The organism is Sulfurospirillum diekertiae, from assembly GCF_002162315.1.
Taxonomy (GTDB): domain Bacteria; phylum Campylobacterota; class Campylobacteria; order Campylobacterales; family Sulfurospirillaceae; genus Sulfurospirillum.
On sequence record NZ_CP021416.1, the window covers coordinates 1,774,214 to 1,793,958 of the forward strand.

General features: G+C 38.2%; 21 protein-coding genes. 9 read left to right on the top strand and 12 right to left on the bottom strand.

Annotation, left to right across the window (positions count from 1 at the left end):
* The first annotated feature begins 18 nt into the window (after positions 1–18).
* The 6 genes from purS (at position 19) to Sdiek1_RS09115 (ending at position 6,437) form a co-directional block, all read left to right on the top strand.
* The gene (purS, locus tag Sdiek1_RS09090) at positions 19–264 is read left to right on the top strand and encodes a phosphoribosylformylglycinamidine synthase subunit PurS (protein ID WP_087438826.1); all 246 of its coding nucleotides are present in this window, start codon (positions 19–21) and stop codon (positions 262–264) included.
* On the top strand, positions 258–929 hold the full coding sequence (gene purQ, locus Sdiek1_RS09095; protein ID WP_087438827.1) for a phosphoribosylformylglycinamidine synthase subunit PurQ: 672 nt from the start codon (positions 258–260) through the stop codon (positions 927–929). Before purS ends, purQ begins: the two co-directional genes overlap by 7 nt.
* 4 nt (positions 930–933) lie before the next feature.
* Positions 934–2,025, top strand: a complete 1,092-nt coding sequence (locus Sdiek1_RS09100) for a hypothetical protein (protein WP_087438828.1) — start codon at positions 934–936, stop codon at positions 2,023–2,025.
* A complete protein-coding gene (locus Sdiek1_RS09105) occupies positions 2,003–2,689 on the top strand; it encodes a lysophospholipid acyltransferase family protein (RefSeq protein WP_238098907.1) in 687 nt (228 codons plus the stop codon). The genes Sdiek1_RS09100 and Sdiek1_RS09105 overlap by 23 nt, the downstream gene beginning before the upstream one ends.
* Before the next feature lie 147 nt (positions 2,690–2,836).
* Positions 2,837–4,708 (top strand): molecular chaperone HtpG, encoded by a 1,872-nt coding sequence (htpG, locus tag Sdiek1_RS09110; RefSeq protein ID WP_087438830.1) that lies wholly within the window; start codon positions 2,837–2,839, stop codon positions 4,706–4,708.
* Positions 4,709–4,949: 241 nt separating this feature from the next.
* Positions 4,950–6,437: a hypothetical protein gene (locus Sdiek1_RS09115; RefSeq protein WP_087438831.1), complete on the top strand. Its 1,488-nt coding sequence runs from the start codon at positions 4,950–4,952 to the stop codon at positions 6,435–6,437.
* Positions 6,438–6,510: 73 nt separating this feature from the next.
* Here Sdiek1_RS09115 and Sdiek1_RS09120 read toward each other — a convergent pair whose 3' ends face one another.
* The 10 genes from Sdiek1_RS09120 to Sdiek1_RS09165 form a co-directional block, all read right to left on the bottom strand.
* Positions 6,511–8,256 (bottom strand): thioredoxin domain-containing protein, encoded by a 1,746-nt coding sequence (locus Sdiek1_RS09120; RefSeq protein ID WP_087438832.1) that lies wholly within the window; start codon positions 8,254–8,256, stop codon positions 6,511–6,513.
* 9 nt (positions 8,257–8,265) lie between these two features.
* A complete protein-coding gene (locus tag Sdiek1_RS09125; protein ID WP_087438833.1) occupies positions 8,266–8,658 on the bottom strand; it encodes a rhodanese-like domain-containing protein in 393 nt (130 codons plus the stop codon).
* Between the two features lie 62 nt (positions 8,659–8,720).
* Positions 8,721–10,751, bottom strand: a complete 2,031-nt coding sequence (locus Sdiek1_RS09130; RefSeq protein ID WP_087438834.1) for an ATP-dependent helicase — start codon at positions 10,749–10,751, stop codon at positions 8,721–8,723.
* A 68-nt stretch (positions 10,752–10,819) separates the two neighbouring features.
* Positions 10,820–11,356, bottom strand: coding sequence for a hypothetical protein (locus tag Sdiek1_RS09135; protein ID WP_087438835.1), 537 nt, complete (start codon positions 11,354–11,356; stop codon positions 10,820–10,822).
* Positions 11,353–11,997 (bottom strand): CDC27 family protein, encoded by a 645-nt coding sequence (locus Sdiek1_RS09140; RefSeq protein ID WP_087438836.1) that lies wholly within the window; start codon positions 11,995–11,997, stop codon positions 11,353–11,355. Before Sdiek1_RS09140 ends, Sdiek1_RS09135 begins: the two co-directional genes overlap by 4 nt.
* A complete protein-coding gene (locus tag Sdiek1_RS09145; RefSeq protein WP_151897986.1) occupies positions 11,987–12,388 on the bottom strand; it encodes a hypothetical protein in 402 nt (133 codons plus the stop codon). Before Sdiek1_RS09145 ends, Sdiek1_RS09140 begins: the two co-directional genes overlap by 11 nt.
* Entirely contained in the window at positions 12,363–12,788 is a 426-nt protein-coding gene (locus Sdiek1_RS09150) for an ATP-binding protein (protein ID WP_087438838.1), read from the bottom strand. Before Sdiek1_RS09150 ends, Sdiek1_RS09145 begins: the two co-directional genes overlap by 26 nt.
* A complete protein-coding gene (locus tag Sdiek1_RS09155) occupies positions 12,789–13,295 on the bottom strand; it encodes a hypothetical protein (protein WP_087438839.1) in 507 nt (168 codons plus the stop codon).
* An 11-nt stretch (positions 13,296–13,306) separates the two neighbouring features.
* A complete protein-coding gene (locus Sdiek1_RS09160) occupies positions 13,307–13,816 on the bottom strand; it encodes a hydrogenase (protein ID WP_087438840.1) in 510 nt (169 codons plus the stop codon).
* 39 nt (positions 13,817–13,855) lie between these two features.
* On the bottom strand, positions 13,856–15,184 hold the full coding sequence (locus Sdiek1_RS09165; protein WP_087438841.1) for an ATP-dependent DNA helicase: 1,329 nt from the start codon (positions 15,182–15,184) through the stop codon (positions 13,856–13,858).
* Positions 15,185–15,243: 59 nt separating this feature from the next.
* Here Sdiek1_RS09165 and Sdiek1_RS09170 point away from each other — a divergent pair, with 59 nt between their 5' ends.
* Positions 15,244–17,250, top strand: coding sequence for an SH3 domain-containing protein (locus Sdiek1_RS09170; RefSeq protein ID WP_087438842.1), 2,007 nt, complete (start codon positions 15,244–15,246; stop codon positions 17,248–17,250).
* 26 nt (positions 17,251–17,276) lie between these two features.
* Here the strand turns inward: Sdiek1_RS09170 and Sdiek1_RS09175 are convergent, their stop codons facing one another.
* Positions 17,277–17,465 carry a DUF1737 domain-containing protein gene (locus Sdiek1_RS09175; protein ID WP_087438843.1) on the bottom strand — a complete coding sequence of 63 codons (189 nt, stop codon included), beginning with the start codon at positions 17,463–17,465 and terminating at the stop codon, positions 17,277–17,279.
* Between the two features lie 158 nt (positions 17,466–17,623).
* On the opposite strand from Sdiek1_RS09175, the gene tpx reads away from it, so the two are divergent.
* A complete protein-coding gene (gene tpx / locus Sdiek1_RS09180) occupies positions 17,624–18,184 on the top strand; it encodes a thiol peroxidase (protein WP_087438844.1) in 561 nt (186 codons plus the stop codon).
* The gene (locus Sdiek1_RS09185; protein ID WP_238098909.1) at positions 18,141–19,367 is read left to right on the top strand and encodes an NnrS family protein; all 1,227 of its coding nucleotides are present in this window, start codon (positions 18,141–18,143) and stop codon (positions 19,365–19,367) included. The genes tpx and Sdiek1_RS09185 overlap by 44 nt, the downstream gene beginning before the upstream one ends.
* A 148-nt stretch (positions 19,368–19,515) precedes the next feature.
* Here Sdiek1_RS09185 and Sdiek1_RS09190 read toward each other — a convergent pair whose 3' ends face one another.
* A complete protein-coding gene (locus tag Sdiek1_RS09190; RefSeq protein ID WP_087438846.1) occupies positions 19,516–19,722 on the bottom strand; it encodes a heavy-metal-associated domain-containing protein in 207 nt (68 codons plus the stop codon).
* Positions 19,723–19,745: the final 23 nt, after the last annotated feature.

The window sequence follows — 19,745 nt, forward strand, 5'->3', positions numbered from 1 at the left end:
CAAAGGAAAAAGTATACTATGAAAGTTATTGTCAATATTCAACTCAAGAATGGCGTTTTAGATCCACAAGGTAAAGCAGTTCATCATGCACTCTCTTCTTTAAAATTTGATGAAGTAAATGATGTACGTATAGGAAAACAAATTATTCTTGATATTGAACAAAGTGATAAAGCAAGTGCTGAAAAGAGAGTCAAAATTATGTGTGAAGAGCTTTTAGCCAATACCGTTATTGATGACTATACGATTGAGTTTCCAACATGCTAGTTGCTGTCGCCGTATTTCCAGGAACAAACTGTGAAATCGATACTAAATATGCTTTTGAAAAACTGGGACAAAAGGTTGTCCTTGTTTTTCATAAAGAAGAGAAGCTACCAGAGGGAACCGATTTAGTCGTTCTTCCTGGTGGTTTTAGTTATGGAGATTACTTAAGAAGTGCTGCCATTGCTAAATTTTCTCCTATTATGAAAGCTGTTATTGAGTTTGCAAATCACGGCGGCAAAGTTCTTGGCATTTGCAATGGTTTTCAAATGCTTGTAGAAGCACGCTTGCTTCCAGGTGCTATGAAGCGTAATGAAAATGTTCATTTTATCTCACAGTTTCATCATCTCAAAGTGGTAAACAACGATAATACTTTTCTACGTCAATGCAAAATAGGTGAACTTTTAAATATTCCCATTGCTCATGGTGAAGGTAGCTTCTATATTGATGAAGCTGGACTCAAAGAACTTTATGATAACCACCAAGTTCTTCTTACCTATTGTGATGAAAAAGGAAATGTACAAAATCCAAATGGCTCTGTGGATTCCATTGCTGGTATTTGTAATAAAGCTAAAAATGTTTTTGGACTTATGCCTCATCCAGAGCGTGCGATTGAGCAGATACTTGGTTCTGACGATGGCGTCAAAATGCTTAATGGTTTTATAAATTAAATTAATGAAAAAAATCTTAACACTCTTTGTACTCTCTTTTGCATTACTTTACTCTTCATTATTAGCAGAAGAGAGTACATTTTCCGGACAAGCTAAATCCCTTTTTCTCACAATTGAAGAGATCCCTCAAAAAGTTTATGTAGGACAAGTTTTTCCTATTAAAATTAAAGCTATTGTCGCAAATAATAAAATTGATGCGATGAACACAACATTTATAGGTGCATCTGGTGTTGATGTTATCAACCCACAAAATCCTTGGGAACGCTCTCTTGATAACACTTATTATAATACCTTTTATTTCAAAATAAACTCTAAAACGGCTGTTATGCCACGCCTCAATGTTGCTTTGATCCAACAGCAAGAACCCGTTGAAAGTGAAGCGCTAGCATTAACACTGCCTTCTCAGCTCATTCAACTCAAAACGGATCCTTTTTTCAGCAATGTCATTGCACAAAGCTTAACCATCAACAAATATAAAACAACAACTTTTGATGGTAAAAATGTCATCGTTGTTCTCGAAATCGAGACAACTGGGGCTAACCTAAAAGATTTTAAACTCAGCGGTATTGCAAAAAGTGGTATTGATTCTTTTTCGGAGACAGGAACCAGCCAAAAAATCTACTACTATGCTATCGTTCCAAATTATCAAAAAAGTTTTGATTTTACCTACTTTGATTTACCAACAAATAAATTTAATAAAATCACTCTTCCTATGGTGATAGAAAGTGATGAAGTCAGTACCCAACTTGGACTTAACCCCAAAGAGAGCATTTTTGAGTTTTATAAAAGTGTTGCGTATGGTGCGCTCTCCTTTATTTTCTTTATTGTTTTAATCAAGCGCCGAAAATGGTACTATTTGGTTATTTCCCTAATATTTTTGGGACTCTATTTCTTTGACCAAAACCCTCTCAATAACGTTAAGCTTAAAAATAATAGTAGCGTTATGATTCTTCCAACAGAAAGATCAACGGTCTTTTTTACAAGTAACAAAATCTTAGATGTTGAAAAATTAGGAGAGCGAGAGAATTACATTAAAATCTTACTTCCTGATGGAAAAATTGGATGGACAACGCGTGAAAATATTAGCAAAAATTAGAGGTTTTTATGTGATGATAGAATTTGTCATCACCGTTCTTATGACCATTGTTTTAATGTATGCTTTCCGTAACCATACACATCCTATAAGACGTACATGGGGACGATTACAAACCTTTTTAATGGGCTTTAGTATCAAACAAATAGGTGAAGCATCGCCTTTGACCACACTTTTAGTCATGAACCATCAAAGTCTTGTAGATATTGTCGCTCTTGAAACTATTTATCCTAAAAATCTTTGTTGGATTGCTAAAAAAGAGATTGAAGATATTCCACTTTTTGGTCATATTATCCCTGCGCCTCGTATGATTTCCATTGATCGTAGCGATAAGCGCTCTATCATCAAAATGATTAAAGAGGGAAAAGAGCGTATCAGTGAAGGGCGTGTCCTTGCCATGTTTCCAGAAGGTACACGTGGGTATGGCGATAAACTTCTAAAGTTTCAAAGTGGCGCAAAAGTTTTGGCTGAAAAGTTAGACCTAATTGTGCAACCTACCATTATTGTGGGAACTCGACATATTCTTGATTCAAAAAATCTTGACGCACATGGTGGAGAAGTTAGAGTCATCTATCTTGACCCTATCAATCCTAAAGAGGATGAAGCATGGTTTGAGAAAATGTACCATGCTATGGAAGAGAGATTGGCTCTCGAATTAGCTTCTTAATATTAATGTTTTAAAGCCACTTTTGTGGCTTTAAAACTCTTACATTTTTGATAAAATTACGCAATTTTTTTTGGATTTATCAAAAAATTTTTTTACATGTAAAGCTCTTTGATAAATCCAAATTACACATATCACAAAGGATAAATTATGTCAAAACATCAATTTCAAACCGAAGTCACTCAGCTTTTAGACCTGATGATTCACTCACTCTACTCCAACAAAGAGATTTTTTTACGTGAGCTTGTTTCCAACGCTTCTGATGCTCTTGATAAGCTTAATTACCTCGCGCTAACCGATGAAAAATACAAAGCGCTCTCTTATACTCCACGTGTTGATATTGCCATCAATAAAGAAGCTAAAACCTTAACCATCAGCGATAGCGGTATTGGTATGAACAAAGAAGAGTTGGTGGAAAATCTTGGAACAATTGCAAAAAGTGGCACCAAATCATTCTTGGCAAACCTCAGTGGTGACAAGAAAAAAGATTCGAGTCTGATTGGTCAATTTGGTGTTGGCTTTTACTCAGCGTTTATGGTTGCCAATAAAATCGATGTTATCAGTCGCAAAGCAGGTGAAGAAACCGCTTATATGTGGAGCTCAACCGCAGGAGCGGAGTATGACATTACCGAAGTTACCAAAGAGAGTCACGGAACATCCATTACCCTTTACCTCAAAGACGATGAAGATGAATTTTTAGAGTTTTACCGCATTCAAGAGGTCATTAAAAAATACTCAAACCACATTCAATTCCCTATTTTCATGGACAAAGAAGTCAAAGAGTACGACGATGAAGGCAAAGAAAAAAGCAGTGAGATCAAAAACGAGCAAATCAACAAAGCCAGCGCGCTTTGGACAGTAGCCAAAAGTCAAATTAAACCCGAAGAGTACAAAGATTTTTACAAACAAATCTCACACGATAGCACCGATCCACTTTTGTGGAGTCATACCAAAGCGGAAGGAACCTTTGAGTACACGACCCTCTTCTACATTCCTTCAACACCTCCTATGGACTTGTTTAGAATGGACTATAAACCAGGTGTCAAGCTTTACGTTAAACGTGTGTTTATCACCGATGATGAGAAAGAGTTGCTTCCAACTTACCTTCGTTTTGTCAAGGGTATCATCGATGCGGAAGACTTACCGCTGAACGTTAGCCGTGAGATTTTACAACAAAATCGAATTTTAGAGACGATCAAAAAAGCTTCCGTGAAAAAAATCTTGAGTGAACTTAAATCACTCAAAGAAAAAGATGCAGAAAAATACCTTGAATTTTACAAAAACTTCGGGCGTGTCATCAAAGAAGGCTTGTACAACGACTGGGACAATAAAGAAGCGCTTTTAGAGCTCGTACTGTTCAAATCGTCTAAACGCGATGGACTTGTCAGCCTCAAAGAGTATAAAGAGAGCATGAAAGAGGATCAAAAAAGCATCTACTACATCACGGGCGAAAATGAGCGCATCCTTCGTAACTCTCCACTGATTGAGCAGTTTAAAGCCAAAGATATTGAAGTGTTACTCCTCGATGAAGAAGTCGATGCCATCGTCTTCCCAATGGTCGGAGAGTACGATAAAACACCAATCAAACCGGTCAATAACTCAGACATTGACGAAGAGATCAAAGAAGACAAAGAAAAAGTCGAAGAAGACGAGAAAACCTACAAAGAGATTTTGGTGAAAATGAAAGAGATTTTAAAAGACGATGCCAAAGATGTCAAAATCTCTAGCCGTTTAAGCGACTCTCCATCATGCCTCGTGTACGATAAAAACGACCCAGATTTCCAAATGCAACAGATGCTCAAACAGATGGGACAAGACAATCTCCCTACCGTTAAACCTATCTTAGAGATCAACCCTGAGCATGAGATTTTCAAAAAATTAAGTGCAAAATCTGATCTTTTAGAGCTCAATGACGTTGCTTTCTTACTTCTCGATCAAGCCAAACTGCAAGAAGGTATGAAGATCGAAGATACCGCCGCCTTTGCCAAACGTTTGAATAAATTTATCGCTAAAGCCCTTTAAAACATACTTTACATGTAAGGATTTTTCCTTACATGTAAAAGAGAACTGCACTTACCTCTCAAAGCTACATTAAATTTCCATTTTCATAGAATATCACTCACGACTTCCAAAGTTTGTAACATGTAGCAGAAACTATAGAAAGTTAAAAAGTTTAGCTCTGCCCCTATATCCTTTATTGATGTTATTGTAAGACATAATGTCATATTATATATGTGTTTAAAATATAGAGGATGGGTACAATATGAGTGAACTATATACTAAATTAGGCTTTGAAAGCAATCCTTTTGAAACTTTTTCAGCTGAAAATGAAACACAAGTTTTAAATCAGTTTTATATTCCACCTAGACGGTATAATACGATAACAAGGGCTATGCATAATAATGTATCAAACTATATATTTGCTAAAAGAGGTAACGGTAAGACGGCATTACTTTATAGTTTAATAAATGATTTGGATGTTAAAAACTCGTTGCATATAGTTATTGATGATTTTAGTAAAATTAATATTTCAAAAGATAAAGTTGAATTAAGTTTTTTAAAACTTACTATAAAAAAATTTGTTGAAACATTGATTTTTCGATTAATAAATAATAAAAATATACTAGATAAGTGTAATAATGTAGTAAAGAGAAATGAAATTGCAACAATAATTTTTTCTTATTTAGACACTATTTCTAAAGAATCTTACATCAATGAAGTAGAAAGAATAAAAGGTACATATACAAAAAATAACTTTAAAAAGTTTTTCAATAATTATCTTATAAATGTAGCTAATTCATTAGCAAGTGCAACATTAGATATGCTATCAACAACTATTTCTAATGCTTTAGGAATGCAATCTTTTTTATCTGATAAGGAACATAAGTATATTAAAAGTTTAAAAATAGATAATCTTGAAGATATTTCATCTTACTCTGACATAAAACTTATTTTTGATAAATTAATATCTTTAATAAGAGAACTTGGATTTACAACAATTACAATATTTGTTGATAGGGTAGATGAATATTCAGAATTAGAAAATTTTCCAATAAAAATTAGTGAGTTTATCCATCCTATATCTGGGAATACAGTATTAACTAATGATACACGTTTTTCTTTTCAATTTTTATTATGGGATAAATTAAAAGAACCAATGGCGAAACTTGGTGTTCGTTTTGATAAAGTAACACAAATAAGTATTGATTTAAAAGTAGAAGAGTTAGAAAATATTATGAAAGAAAGGTTAAAATATTATTCTTCAGGAAAAATAACTAATTTAGAATCAATTATTGATATAAAACCTAGTTTAATTTTTGAATTAGCAGACAGCTCCCCAAGAAATATGTTTAGACTGCTATTCACAGTTTATAATTTACAAGAAGATTCAGCTATTGAGAATATAAACAGAATTACAGAAAATGCATTTGAAGATGGTTTTAATGACTATATTTATGAGTATAATTTTTATTATGACTACCCTATGAATAGTAATCAAGAAAAATTTACTGTTTATGAATTTATAGGCAACTTGTATGCTTTAAAAAAAACATATTTTACAATAAAAGAATATACAGAAGCTTGTCATTTAACACCAGCACAAACCAAAAAACAAATTGAGAAAATGTTAGAAATGAATGTTATATCAAGATTGATGAGTGAAGGAGAATATAAATATCAAGTGGTTAGTAAATTATTAACATATGCAATTAATAGAAATAAAAATATCAAAGGTATAAATTCAATATAAGCTCATGTATTGATTTACATGTAAAGGGGACAGGCTACTTTAAAATATAGTTTTACATATAAAGGTACATCCCTTACATGTAAAGCGTAACTGCCCTTACCGCTTCGGGGTATGCATGAGCATATTTTTGAACCCCAACTCCAAAACTCTCCAACATATCTTTGGCTCTTATAAACAACGCTGTATCATCTTCAATTTTTGCGAGTTCAAACAGATTTTTGATCATCGTTGAAAGCGGGCTTTTGTAGCTGTTATCTTCCAAAACGGCTTTGGCACGAAAGGCTTTATCGGAGAGATACCACGTCTCTTCTTTGTAAAATTTCTGCTCTGCTTCATGGCTGAGTTTCTTTGCCAATTCCAAATAATGAATCTCTTTGGTATGTGCATAACCACGCAATAAAGCTTCAATGACAAAAGCATAATCTTCCAGTAATGCTTCCACTTTTAAACTGCCACCGAAGATCATTTGATGGTACAAAATGCCGTTTACATGTAAAGATTTTAAAAGTGTATCAAGCACATTTTTTGCTTTCTCAATCTTGCCTGCTTCAAAAAGTGCAGTCACCATCAAAGCGTTCCAAGCGGTCAAAATTTTGGTGTCGATAAACGGATACGCTACCTTTTGACGCTCTTCTTTTAAAATCGCAATCGCTTCATTCAGACGTGCAGGTTTTTCGTTACATGTAAGAACAGGATTGGTAGTTTGGTGTTCAAAATTGCCAAATTTTGTGATACCAAAATAGTCCATCACTGCCTTGGTTTCCTCTGCACTCAGACTCAGTCCACCGTTTAAAAGTGCTTCTTTGGCCTCTTTAAAACCAAAAACAAAGTATTTGCCCTCTTCTCCTTCTGAGTCCGCATCGCTAGCGCTCAGATACAATCCCTCTTTTAAAAACCGCTCATCCATTGCTTCGATGGTTGTGTCAACGACCTCTTGAAAGTACGGTTTTTGTGTGATTTTAAATACTTTGGCATAGACTTCAATCAACTCAGCATTCGTATAAAGCATCTTTTCAAAATGGGGAATCACCCAAGCCTCATCAACGCTATAACGGTAAAAGCCACCCTCGATTTGATCGTTGATGCCGCCTCGTGCCATAGCCATAAGCGCATCTTCACTCATATAGAGTGCTTCAAGGTTTTTCGTTCGGGCGTAAATATCCAAAAGGGCATTCCACGTCGAAGCATGGGGAAACTTAGGAGCACTTCCCACACCTTTGGAGACATCATCATAACTCGCCTTCACTTTGCTCACAAACGTTTCAATGACCGTGTCAGTATAGATACTCTCTTTTTGCTCAAAACTACGCTCATAGTGCTTAATAGCAGCTTCTATGCTTTGTGCACTCTTTTGAACTTCTGCTAAATCGTCGTCAAACTTCCCTTTGATAAAACTCGTAAGCTCACGAAAACCCATACGCCCTTGCCCACTTTGCGGCGGCAGATAGGTTCCTGCAAAAATGACTTGCTGTGTCGGCGTCATAATAATACTCAGCGGCCAACCACCCGCGCGCTGGGTAAGTAGATAATGCACATCTTGGTAGTATTTATCAAGATCTGGCATCTCTTCACGATCGACCTTGATGCTCACATACGCATCATTGAGCACTTTGGCACTCATCTCGTCTTCAAACGTTTCTCGCTCCATCACATGACACCAATGACAGGTGCTGTACCCAATGGAAAGAAAAATCAGTTTATTTTCGGCTTTGGCTTTGGCAAGCGCTTGATCGCTCCATGGCATCCAGTTAACAGGATTGTGCGCATGTTGCAACAGATAGGGAGAATCTTCATGGATGAGTTCATTTGTATGCGTCATAACAGCCTCCTAAGGGTTATAAGGCGTAGGAGTATAGCCTTTTTGAATCAATGATTTCATACCACCTTTAAGATTAACCACTTTGTAACCCTGCTTTGAAAGAAGCTCAGAAACAGCCGCACTTCGACTACCCGTTCGGCAAATCAGAGCAAACTCTTTATCTTTACTCACATATTGATTAAGCTCTTTCATGAAATTATCTGTGTCATAACGTCCTTGCTCATCAAAAAAAGTGAGCGGGATGGCATCTTTAACCATTCCAGTCTCTTTCCATTCGGGCATGGTTCGAATATCAATAATTTTAATGCCACTTGTAACAACCTCTTCGCTGACATCGACATGGCGTAATTCAGCAAATAAAAACGTGGTAAAAATGGCGATAAGTAGTAGAATTTTAGGCATAAAAAACTCCTCCCTTTTTAGGAGTTATTTTATCTCTTTTAATTGAGGAAAGACTTTAAAACTTAATGTACCATTCCCGCTTCAACTAAAAAGGGTGAATGCGTGTAGCTGATCTTTTTGATCTTGTCATATTTGGCATACGAGAGAATGAGCATATCTTTCGCGCGTGTGGTTGCTACGTAAAAGAGACGACGTTCCTCTTCCAAGCTTCCACCTTTTTGCATCAATTTACGGTTGGGGAAACGTCCATCCATGAGATCAATGACATAGACTTCTTTAAACTCCAACCCTTTGCTAGCATGAATACTGAGTAAATTGACACCCTCACCTTCACTCATCTCGTTACTTCCAAGCGTCAGCGCATTTAAAAAACGCTCACTCGAAGCATAACCACTCGCCAAATCTTTGAGTAGATGTCCTTTACGAAAGATACGTGCACGTGCTTCTGCTTTGAGTTTTTCATCAATAGTGCCATCTTTTTTAATCGTGCGCTTGATAGCTAAAACTTCAGCAATGGCACTAAACACTTCCGAGCTTAAGACGTGGTTGATAAGGCTTTGCGGTGTTTTAATACGTGTTGCATGTTTCATAAACTTGTAAAACTGATGTAAAAACTTCGCACCATCGGTGGTCAACTTTGGGTGTTTTAAAATAGGATTGGAGAGAAAAAGCTCTTCAAAGCCAAAATTGTAAAAACGACTGACACTGCCTAGATCAATGATGTCATCAAAAAGCCCTAATTGATGGTTTTTAGCTCTTTTTTTAAAAATGTCTTCCACATCGTCTCTTGGGTTGAAAAACCCTTGATAGATATTGCCATTGCCCAGTTTAAAAAGTCCATCAAAAAGCTCTTTTGAAAGCGAACTTCCTACCCCTCTAGCATATTCAAAACTATGTATAAACGCCATCATATCTTTAGGATTAACTACCACGCCAACAAGATCGAGCATCGCTTTGACTTCGGCTGAATCAAAAAAGCTGATGCCTCCTTTTCGCTTACAGGCGATGCCTTGCTCACGTAGAGTGGCTTCAATACCATCGGCTGTCGAGTTATTGCGAAAGATAACGGCAATGTCAGCAGGCGCATGCATAGAATGCTTAATGAGCGTTGAGATTGCCTGATACTGTGAAAAGAGTTCATCATAAATTAAAAGTTTTGGTGCTTCAAATGTACCATCACGCGTTACTTCAAGCCTTTTTTCATACAACCTTGGATTTTTTTCAATGACACGATTCGCTAATGAGAGAATTTTATGGGATGATCGGTAATTTTTATTGAGCGTAAACACATTGGCATTGGGATAGCGCGTGGCAAAAGAGCCGATGATGTCAATATTCGCGCCATTAAACGCGTAAATGCTCTGGTCATAATCTCCCACACAAAAAAGAGATTTTGAGTGAAAAGCATCAATCAAAGAACCCTGCAACGTATTGGTGTCTTGGTACTCATCAATGAGCACTTCATCAAAACTAAGCGTATCGGTCGTTTTGAGCGTATCTCGCATCAAAATCAAAAGATCGTTAAAATCAACGTACCCAAATTCACGCTTGAGCGCTTGAAACTCTTCAAATATATCTTCATAAATATCGAAAAAAAGACCATGCTCGCTATCATTTGACTCAAGCCACTCCGTAAAACTTTGTGTTACCGTACTGTTTTGATAAAGTGAAAAAAGATCATACAAATACGCTGCACTGTACGCCTTTACACTTGAGTCAATATGGTCAAAGCGGCGTCTATCATGAATACTTTTGAGTAAAATTTTGAGATCTTTGGGCTGTTTTAAAACGATATTACGTCCCAATTTTTTTAAAAGACGGTAACTCACCGCATGAAACGTGCCTGATTCAATTTGAGAGGTAATCGATTTATCAAAGAAAACGCCCACACGCTCAAGCATTTCAGCAGCAGCTTTATTCGTAAAAGTTAGCAGTAAAATTTTTGAGGGCTGCGTTCCATGATTGAGAAGATGAGCAATTCTTGCGACAATGGTCGAAGTTTTACCTGTTCCTGCACTGGCAATAATAAGATTATATCCTGAGGGTGCTGTTGCAGCACTTCTTTGTTCAGCATTAAGTCGACTAAGAGGCATTGAGTTCCTAGAGTAAAAAAATTAGAGGAGGGATTTTAGTCCAAAACACCCTAAAACAAAGTAAAGCCTTATAGGTACCAATGACGCTTAACCAACTTACCATCTTTATTTTCGTCGATATAAACCTTTTTTGGATCATCATCTGAGAGCCATAATAAGTAGTTCATCTCAGGTGTTGTGATCTCAACACGTTTATCAACAATTTCATAATTACCTTTTGAGAGCTGTTCAAAGACTATTGAGAGGACATGATTGGTTCGTGGAAGTTTGAGTTCTTTGAGATTAATATTGTCATGCATAAATTGATAAATAAGTTTTTTTTGAAGCACCAATGTTGCAAAGTAAGAACCACTTTCGCGGTATTCCTTAGTGCTAATAAGGTTTTTGCTGATGTTTCCAAGAGGATTGATTGAATCGATTCTCGAACAGGCATCACCAATGGCAACAAGGATTTGCTCATTTTTATCATTTTTCAGAATAAAAGCATTGCCTTCATTGCATACTTTATCAAAATTTTTAGCCTCATAATCTCTTAAAAGATCGTTGTAAGAGTATGCGTAAATGTAACTCCAAAAGACACCCAATAATGCAAAAACGACTCTCATTCTTGTCCTTTGTAAAAATTTAAAAGTGCTTGTGCTTCTTTAGAATTAATATAGCCTAAAAAAAGTTCCAAAGACCTTATGGCTTCTGCTCGATCGCCCAGATAAAATTTTGACTTTGCATACAAAATCCAAGGTAAATCAGAGCGTGAATCACATTTGCTTGCCTCTTTGGCCCAAAGAATAACTTCACTATACGATTTGCGTTCAAAATAAAAATGTGCCAAAGCATACGCATTAGAAAAATTTTGCTCTGCTTGAAATACTTTTAGCAAATGCTGTTCTTCATTTAAAGATCGCTTGGCCTCTTCTAGCTCAGCAGAAGGTAATTTAGTCTTGTCTTTGTACACATGTGGCGCTAAGAAAAGTATCTCTGCCGAAGCCTCCATTTGTGATATCGGTATAACTTCTACATTTTGTGTTGTCGTCTCATTTATATCAGAAAGAAGAGGGATAGAAGCATTGGCATCATGAACCGATACATGAGTGTTTTCATTTACCCCTTGGCGCGCATGATTCAACCAATAATAAATACCAAATGAACCTAAAAACAAACATGCAAGGAGAGAAACTAAGCGAAGAATACGTGCTTTTTTAAGCCTTGCACAGCGTTTTTCTAGCTCTTCGAAGCGACTACTTGTCATCAATGAGTCCTATATCTAGCGCTGCCATTGTTAAAAGACAACTGCCCAGTTTTCGGTATTTTGATAAATTTTTTTGCTGTGCGTAATCAAGAAGTTTCATAAGCGTATAGAGAAATTTTTTAATCGTACGAAAGTTTCCTTTGGCATAGCGCGCAATGACTTTCGCCTCATGTGTAGAAAACATGAGGGCAATATCACCATGCATATGGCCCATGAGCAATGTTTGAATATAACGCAGTATCTCATTTTCCTCAAGATTACCATATTCAATGACAAGCTTCGTACGTGTTTTAAATTGCTTTTTATTCAGTAAAATGATACCCTCATCTTTGTGCATTGCCAATACAAATTGGAACAGTTTCGTGTCACTTAAAACAACGAATAAACTCAAATTGGTCATTATTTAACAGTTGTGCTTCATCAATAAAAATCGTGCACAACGTCCCTACGTAAGCTTCAAACAGATCATCTAAAAATTCGCCTTGGCTTTTATTTTTATCAAAGTTCATACCTCGCGCTTCATAAAGCTCTTTATAGAGATCGCGTGGATCAAAAAAAGGATGTTCAATCAAAACAGTAGTCGTTTTAAGGGCTGTTGCATGGTGCATGACTCGCATAATATGACTTTTCCCTACACCAGGATCACCAATAATAAACATAAGGGGAATAGCAGGATTGCCAATGGCTTCTTGGAGTTTATTTCGGGCAATTTCAGCACTTATGCTATCAAAATACAACGAAGGATCAACAGTATCTTTAAAAAACTCTTTTGCAGCTTCAAAATCTTTCATCTAGAAATTAACTGCTTTTTCTTCAGGAATGAGGGATCGTTTAGGAAGAGGAGGTGCTAGATTGAGTTGTGGTTGGGATTGATATTGCTGTTTGGGCGCACTATTTTGTTGCTGTTGTTGTTGGAAAACGCCCTCTTTTTTGATAGCATCAACAATTTCTTGGGTGGTTGGATTGCTCTTGACGGTTAGCTCTTGAATATACACCGAATCAATCACTAAATTATGTGTTTTTTTGGCATAAGCAATCAGTGTAGATTTCAAAAGCTCTTTTCCACGAGAGGTCACAAGGTCTTCTGCAAAATAACTGCCTATGACAATATTGAGGGTATCAACAACTTTATGTTCATTTTTTTTGACATCATTGCCTTCAAAAACCAAACCAATGGTTACTTCAACAGGCTTTTTATCGACCTTTGCAAAAACATTGGTTTTAAAATGCTCTAAAACCAATGTCTCTGCGAAAAGGCTTACATGTAAAAGTAAAATTGCTGTTAAAAGACGTTTCATACGACCCTTTTTTAGACTGATGTATCGAGCACACTTCCACCAAGTTCTTTGATTCTGGCATCAACTTTTTCGAGTGCTTTTTGCATTGTAGTATAACTAATTTCAGGTAATTTTCCACCCCAAAGTTTCTCAGCCTCTCCAAAACCTTGGAGCATTCCCGATCGTCCTGCTTGAAGTTTGGAAAGATCATCGCCTGCTCCATTAATGACAAAATCAGCAATACGTGCACTCGTTTGGGGAATACCAAAAAAACCATCATCTGCGACTAAGGACTTAGCCTCATCTTGACTCAACTGACCAATAGGTTTGCCTTTATAACCAATATCAGCAAGAGTAAACGTATCGGCTTGAGTGCCAAAAGTCGTTTTAGACTCAGAGGCAACTTTTGCCATGTAGTCTGCTAAATAACTGTTGGTAATCTGCTTACCCGTTGTCAGTTTTTTATCTTTAGCGTTGACGTCTTGATTGCTTTGTGAGTAGGTTATCAAGCCTTTTGATTCATACGAAATTTCTAGATTCATAATTGCCCCCTTAAACCTGTTTCTTTTACATGTAAATCGTCAAAATTCATCAAAAAGTGAATCGCTCTTAATTTCTTCTATTTTCAAAATATCTGATTTTTGGTAAAACTCCCCTACTTTGGGTGAGACTTGCACACACCGCGTCAAATGCTCATAAAATCGTTGATAATGGTAGTCGAGCAGAAGCTGTTTTGGGTAACGTGCTCTTGAAATTGCGACGTAAAATTGGCTTTTTTCAAAGATGTTGTTGATGTTACAGACCAAAGAGTCAATGCTCATGCCTTGAGACTTATGAATCGTGATAGCATAGGCGAGCTTTAAAGGAAACTGCTCAATGGAAACGAGCGGTTTTTCTTTGACTTCACCCTCCATCACCACATTTTCATGCAAGGTGTACTCTTGGCGCTCCACTTTGACAAATTCGCCCGCTTTTTCCACGATGACCTCATTTTCATCAATCGCTTTAATAATGCCTCGCTCGCCATTGTAGTATTTGCCCCACTTATTGGTACAAAAAAGCACCTTTGCACCCACTTTTAAGGTCAAGTCCACAGGAATCGGAAGTGCGTTTTTCCAGCCTTCTATTTTGTTTACATGTAAAGACTGTTCATGCACTTTTTCTTTGGCTTTCAGCACGATGGGCTCGCTCTCAATCTGTGCCAATTTCTGGATGTTGAGCATCTCCGCTTCTTTGTTTCTGCCAAACAAAACCGTTGGGTCATCATCCCAAACACCGACATTGGTGCGCAAAGCTTCTAAGTATTCGAGTGTGTCGCTATCCAGTATGCCTCGTCGTATCTTTCCAAGGTGAGAAAAGAAAAGCACATCGTGTGTTCGTTTCGTGATGGTCAGCTCCACCACCACAGGCTCAAACGCATTCCATGAACTGCTCTCAAACGCATATTCAAAACCGCCCCATAAGCTATTTTCTTTGCCTTTGGAAACAGGCGGCAGTTGAAAAAAGTCGCCCACAAAAAGCACACTTCCCTCAAAATTGGCATTACGAAGACGATAATAGATCATATCAAGCAAATCAGCCGAAACCATGCTAATCTCATCAATGACTAAAAGATCGCATCTCGTGAGCACTTTTTTAATTTCAGTAAGTCTTGCCTTGGCGTAACGGTCATGGCGAGTGAGCTCATCAAGATGGTTGCAGATGCCAAAGGCAAAAAAGCTGTGCAAAGTTTGACCACCCACATTAACCGCACTCACCCCTGTACTTCCAAGAACGACGACCTGTTTGCCTACTTTTCTTAGCTCCGTAACAATTTCACCCACCAGATAGCTTTTGCCCACACCCGCACCACCCGTAAGCAGTACATTGTCCTTTTTTAAAATATCGATGAGTTTTTGTGCTAAGTTCAAAGAGGCTTCCTAAGTTGTTTTTGGTATTATAGCACTTACAAAAGGAAGGACTTAAAACGATGTCAATACGAAATATGTTTCTTTTTATATGTACACTTTTTCTCTTAAGCGGTTGTGCCACAAAAGAACCCTCAGCGCAGACGTTTGTCGCAGAGAAAAGCACTTCAAAAGCAATGCTCCTTTACCCTCAAAATGTAGACTTTTTAGCACAAAACATTACACCTCAGAGCGTTGCACAAGACGATTTTACCTACCGCTACTATTCACCATGGTTTAAAACCCATGTCAGCCATGATAAAGAAGATGCACTCTGGGCAAATCGCTCGTATGGACTGAAAAATCGCTATTATGGTGAAAACTTACAACTCATTGATGGCGCTGAGATTGATGCTATCATCAATGCGACGAACGTAGAAGCCTATGGAAGTATCAACGCCCATGCGATTATGATCCAAAATGCGCAAATGCGTAACCTCCCAACAGAAAAACCTTTTTTCAAAAAAACAACCTTACCGGGTGAAGGGTACCCGTTTGATTACTTGCAAACGTCACGCATTCATGTCGCTGAGCCTATTATCATCTCGCACTACAGTAAAGACGGTGCTTGGGCGTTTGTGGAGAGCTCTTTTGCTTCGGGTTGGCTTCCTGTAGAGAGTTTCGTGCTTGTGAATGCGAGAGAGCGTACCGAATTTTTAAGCGCCAAAAAAATCGCTATTGTAAAAGACAATGTACCTCTTTATAATGCACAACAACGTTTCATCACTTACGCCAAAGTGGGTGCTATTTTACCTATCAGCAGCGAAGATGACAACTTTTTTCATGCCTACATATACACTCACGATGCCGCATTTAATGCCCAAAAATTGGAGCTCCATGTTCCCAAAAGTTTTGCACAAATCGTACCTATCGACTTTAGCAAAGAGAGCATCAGCAAAATTGGAGATCAACTCTTAGGCGAAAAATACGGATGGGGTGGATACCTTGCCAATCGTGACTGTTCTGCTATGACGCGTGACTTTCTCTCCCCTTTTGGCATTTGGATTCCTAGGAATTCCGCTGCACAAAAAAGTTTTGGAGAGTATGTTTCACTGAAAGATTTAACACCCAAGGAGAAAGAAGCGATGATACTCAAAAATGGCATAGCCTTTTTAAGCCTCATTTACCTCAAAGGTCATATCATGCTTTATGCCGGAGAATTTGAAGGAAAAGCCCTTGTCATGCAAAATATCTGGGGTGTAAGAACGATGGAAGATGGGAAAGAGGGTCGCAATGTCATCGGTAAAGCGATCATCTCAGACCTCTATGTGGGAGCCAATCAAGAAAATGTGCCAGAAAAAGGACTGCTCATTAACCGCGTTGAGGGCATCATGATCAAGCCTGCCAATCCAAAAAGCAATAATCTCGTTTCCAAATACCCCAGCGTGAAAACCATCAAAGACAACACCGTTTTTTTTATGGATGGAAGCTCACTGCCATATGATGATAAAAAAGTGAAGACATTTGATGAAAGACTTGAAAATGCGGACATCGAAGATATGTTTAACCAAAAATACCCTGCCTTTGCACCCATCACAGACCCTGCGCTCAATGATGATCCCGGTCGTTTTCGCAATGATACCTTTTTGAAAAAACTCTACGGTTCCAGTAAAAGTGAGATCGAGAAAAATCTTACCACCGTAAACTGGCTTCCCAACCACGGAGGCACAAAACTCAAGTTTAACAAAAATGAAAATGCAAGCGCACAACTTCAAAAAGTCTCTGATGAGCTTGATCGTTTGCCCGAAGAGTACATGAAATATCTCAAAAAAGTCGATGGCACCTACTTCTTTCGCAAAATCGCCAAAACAGAGCGCCTCAGTGCCCACAGTTACGGAATTGCCATAGACCTCGACACTCACTACTCACGCTACTGGCAATGGGACAAAACCCATAATTTTCACAATGAATTCCCCAAAGAAATCGTCGATATTTTTGAAAAACACGGCTTTGTCTGGGGCGGAAGATGGTACCACTACGACACCATGCACTTTGAGTATCGTCCTGAGTTATTTGAGAGTATAGATTAAATATAAGAGCTTTACATGTAAAGCTCTTATTTCGTAAATCCGCACGCCTTTATATCTTTGTCATCTTCTTTCACAATCGCTTGCGCGGCAATCACTGTTTGACCATTAAACGTTACAGCTGGGTTTCCATGTAACTTCCAACCGTTATTTAAAAACTCCGTAATCCTCGCACAGAAGGTTGAATCATCCGGTCCTGTAACTAATTTATACTGCATTTTTACTCCTTGAAGTGAACTATTGAACTATTGAACTATTTTACATTAAATTTTTGTTTAATTCTGCTTAATTCTAACAAAACCTAGATGTAGATCAAGGTTTTTTTGTTTTAAATGAGATAAAATGACTCCCATATAAAACAATTGAAAGGATAACCATGACATTTACCGCAAAAATAGACAAAACAGCCCTCAAAGGCACACCCGTGAAACTGGAAGGAACCTTCCAAGAAGTAGGAAACTATGCGCCACTTGTTAAAATACTTACACCCGACTTACAAGAAAAAACCATCGGTGGAGAGAGTAACAAAGCACAACTCATCATCGCGGTACCGTCCTTAGACACACCTGTGTGTGACGCAGAAGCAAGGCGTTTTAACCAAGAAGTGGCAAAGCATGAAAACATTGATACGACCATTATCTCAATGGACTTACCTTTCGCGGCAGCAAAATTTTGCAATGTAGCTAGCATCGCAAATCTAAGTGTAGGAAGTGACTTTAGAGACCATGCGTTTGCTAAAGCTTACGGTGTTTTAATCAAAGACGGTGCTTTACAAGGTTTATGTGCGAGAGCGATTTTTGTGATCAGCAAAGATGGCAAGATTGTGTACAAACAGGTGGTTCCTGAGATTACGGAAGAACCTAATTATGACGAAGCGCTAAATGCCGCTATCGATGCAGCCAACAGAGGGGCTAGTTGTTGTGGTTTTTGTCAGTAGTTTAACCCCACCAGAGCCGCCTAAGACGACGGCTCTTCAAAACCTTGCCGCTCAGCCACACCGCATTTTTTTCTTTGCGGGCGTGGTACAAAGCGTACTCTTTGTTGCGCTTATTGGTCTGCAATACGCAGGTCTTTTAAGTTTACATGTAAGCGTTGGACTCTACCATGCTTACGCCATGACGTTCATCGTCTTTACGCAGTTTTTTGCAGGTTTTTTGCTCACAACGTTTCCACGCTACCTTTCGCGTCCAGCAGCATCGCCTAAAGCGTATCTGCCCATTGCATGGATGATCAATGGTGGCGGACTTTTATTTATAGCCCTCTCATTTGTCTCAGAGATCGCACTCGTTGCTTCGATGCTGGTTATCTTGGCAGGTTATGTGAAACTCTGTTTGCTATTACTCGAGTTTCAAACCAAAAGTACGGTTACCAATAAAACCGATACCACATGGATGCTTAGAGCCTTTGCACTGGGACTTGTGGGGCAAATACTCTTCATCGCTGATCCCTTTCTTCCGACCTATGCTCTAGCACTGGGCGTTAGTTTTTATCTCTACCTCTTTTTTATCGTGCTCATCGTTTCTCAAAAGATGATGCCCTTTTTCGCTGCCAATACCATCATCGGCTACACGATGAACAAAAGCAAACACTTTTTACTCTTCGTTTGTGTGGCACTCATGCTCAAAGTGATTTTAGAAGCCTTAAGCATCAACGCTTTTGTGGCGGACAGTGCGCTCTTTGGCATCATGACCTATGAACTTTTAAAATGGCGTCTACCCTTTCAAAAATCCCCCGCTATTTTATGGGTGCTTTTTCTCTCCATTTGGTGGGTCCCTGTGGGATTTGGACTTTTTGTGGTGCAAGACTTTAGCGCACTGGTTGGACATGCTATTTACTTGGAAAAATCTCCTCTGCATGCCTTAGCACTTGGTTATTTTACAACCGTTCTTGTGGGTTTTGGTACCAGAGTCATTTTGGGGCATTCTGGGCGCACACCAAAAGCCGATGCGTATGCAGTGACACTTTTTGGACTCATTCAAGCAATGGCACTCATACGCATTCTTGCAGGTATTTTTCCTCAATTTGGATATTTGCATGCCGTCTTGACAGTGGCAGTTCTGTGGATTGTGATCTTTGGGTTATGGTCGAAGCGGTATATTCATATTTTATTTGAGAAGTAACGCATTGTGTGAGCCCAAATATAGGGCTCACCTCTTTACATGTAAACGATAATTAACGAGCCAAAGGCGCGTGGGCACTCTGCCGAAGAGAACCCAGTGTTAACGTAGTTTTTAAAGCTTCGCTTTAAAAGCGTGTCAGAATTTAAAATTATGAAACGACTTCAAATCCTGCTTCATCGATTGCTTTTTCAAACACACTGATGTCAATCGGCGCATCGTACTCGATGATGGTTTTACCGCTTGCGAGATCAACATTGACGCTTTTAACCCCTCTGATTCCTTCTAAAACACCTTTGACGCTTTTAACGCATCCTCCACAACTCATTCCTTTAACCACTAACGTGATGGTTGCCATTGTTTATCCTTTATTTATTTTTA

Bases quoted from the DNA above. Each gene is read 5' to 3' on its own strand.
- Sdiek1_RS09125 (WP_087438833.1), bottom strand. From the start codon at position 8,658: ATGCCTAAAATTCTACTACTTATCGCCATTTTTACCACGTTTTTATTT.
- htpG (WP_087438830.1), top strand. From the start codon at position 2,837: ATGTCAAAACATCAATTTCAAACCGAAGTCACTCAGCTTTTAGACCTG.
- Sdiek1_RS09120 (WP_087438832.1), bottom strand. From the start codon at position 8,256: ATGACGCATACAAATGAACTCATCCATGAAGATTCTCCCTATCTGTTG.
- Sdiek1_RS09170 (WP_087438842.1), top strand. From the start codon at position 15,244: ATGTCAATACGAAATATGTTTCTTTTTATATGTACACTTTTTCTCTTA.
- Sdiek1_RS09175 (WP_087438843.1), bottom strand. From the start codon at position 17,465: ATGCAGTATAAATTAGTTACAGGACCGGATGATTCAACCTTCTGTGCG.
- tpx (WP_087438844.1), top strand. From the start codon at position 17,624: ATGACATTTACCGCAAAAATAGACAAAACAGCCCTCAAAGGCACACCC.
- Sdiek1_RS09130 (WP_087438834.1), bottom strand. From the start codon at position 10,751: ATGCCTCTTAGTCGACTTAATGCTGAACAAAGAAGTGCTGCAACAGCA.
- purQ (WP_087438827.1), top strand. From the start codon at position 258: ATGCTAGTTGCTGTCGCCGTATTTCCAGGAACAAACTGTGAAATCGAT.
- Sdiek1_RS09100 (WP_087438828.1), top strand. From the start codon at position 934: ATGAAAAAAATCTTAACACTCTTTGTACTCTCTTTTGCATTACTTTAC.
- Sdiek1_RS09150 (WP_087438838.1), bottom strand. From the start codon at position 12,788: ATGAAAGATTTTGAAGCTGCAAAAGAGTTTTTTAAAGATACTGTTGAT.
- Sdiek1_RS09155 (WP_087438839.1), bottom strand. From the start codon at position 13,295: ATGAAACGTCTTTTAACAGCAATTTTACTTTTACATGTAAGCCTTTTC.
- purS (WP_087438826.1), top strand. From the start codon at position 19: ATGAAAGTTATTGTCAATATTCAACTCAAGAATGGCGTTTTAGATCCA.
- Sdiek1_RS09185 (WP_238098909.1), top strand. From the start codon at position 18,141: ATGCAGCCAACAGAGGGGCTAGTTGTTGTGGTTTTTGTCAGTAGTTTA.
- Sdiek1_RS09160 (WP_087438840.1), bottom strand. From the start codon at position 13,816: ATGAATCTAGAAATTTCGTATGAATCAAAAGGCTTGATAACCTACTCA.
- Sdiek1_RS09115 (WP_087438831.1), top strand. From the start codon at position 4,950: ATGAGTGAACTATATACTAAATTAGGCTTTGAAAGCAATCCTTTTGAA.
- Sdiek1_RS09135 (WP_087438835.1), bottom strand. From the start codon at position 11,356: ATGAGAGTCGTTTTTGCATTATTGGGTGTCTTTTGGAGTTACATTTAC.
- Sdiek1_RS09140 (WP_087438836.1), bottom strand. From the start codon at position 11,997: ATGACAAGTAGTCGCTTCGAAGAGCTAGAAAAACGCTGTGCAAGGCTT.
- Sdiek1_RS09190 (WP_087438846.1), bottom strand. From the start codon at position 19,722: ATGGCAACCATCACGTTAGTGGTTAAAGGAATGAGTTGTGGAGGATGC.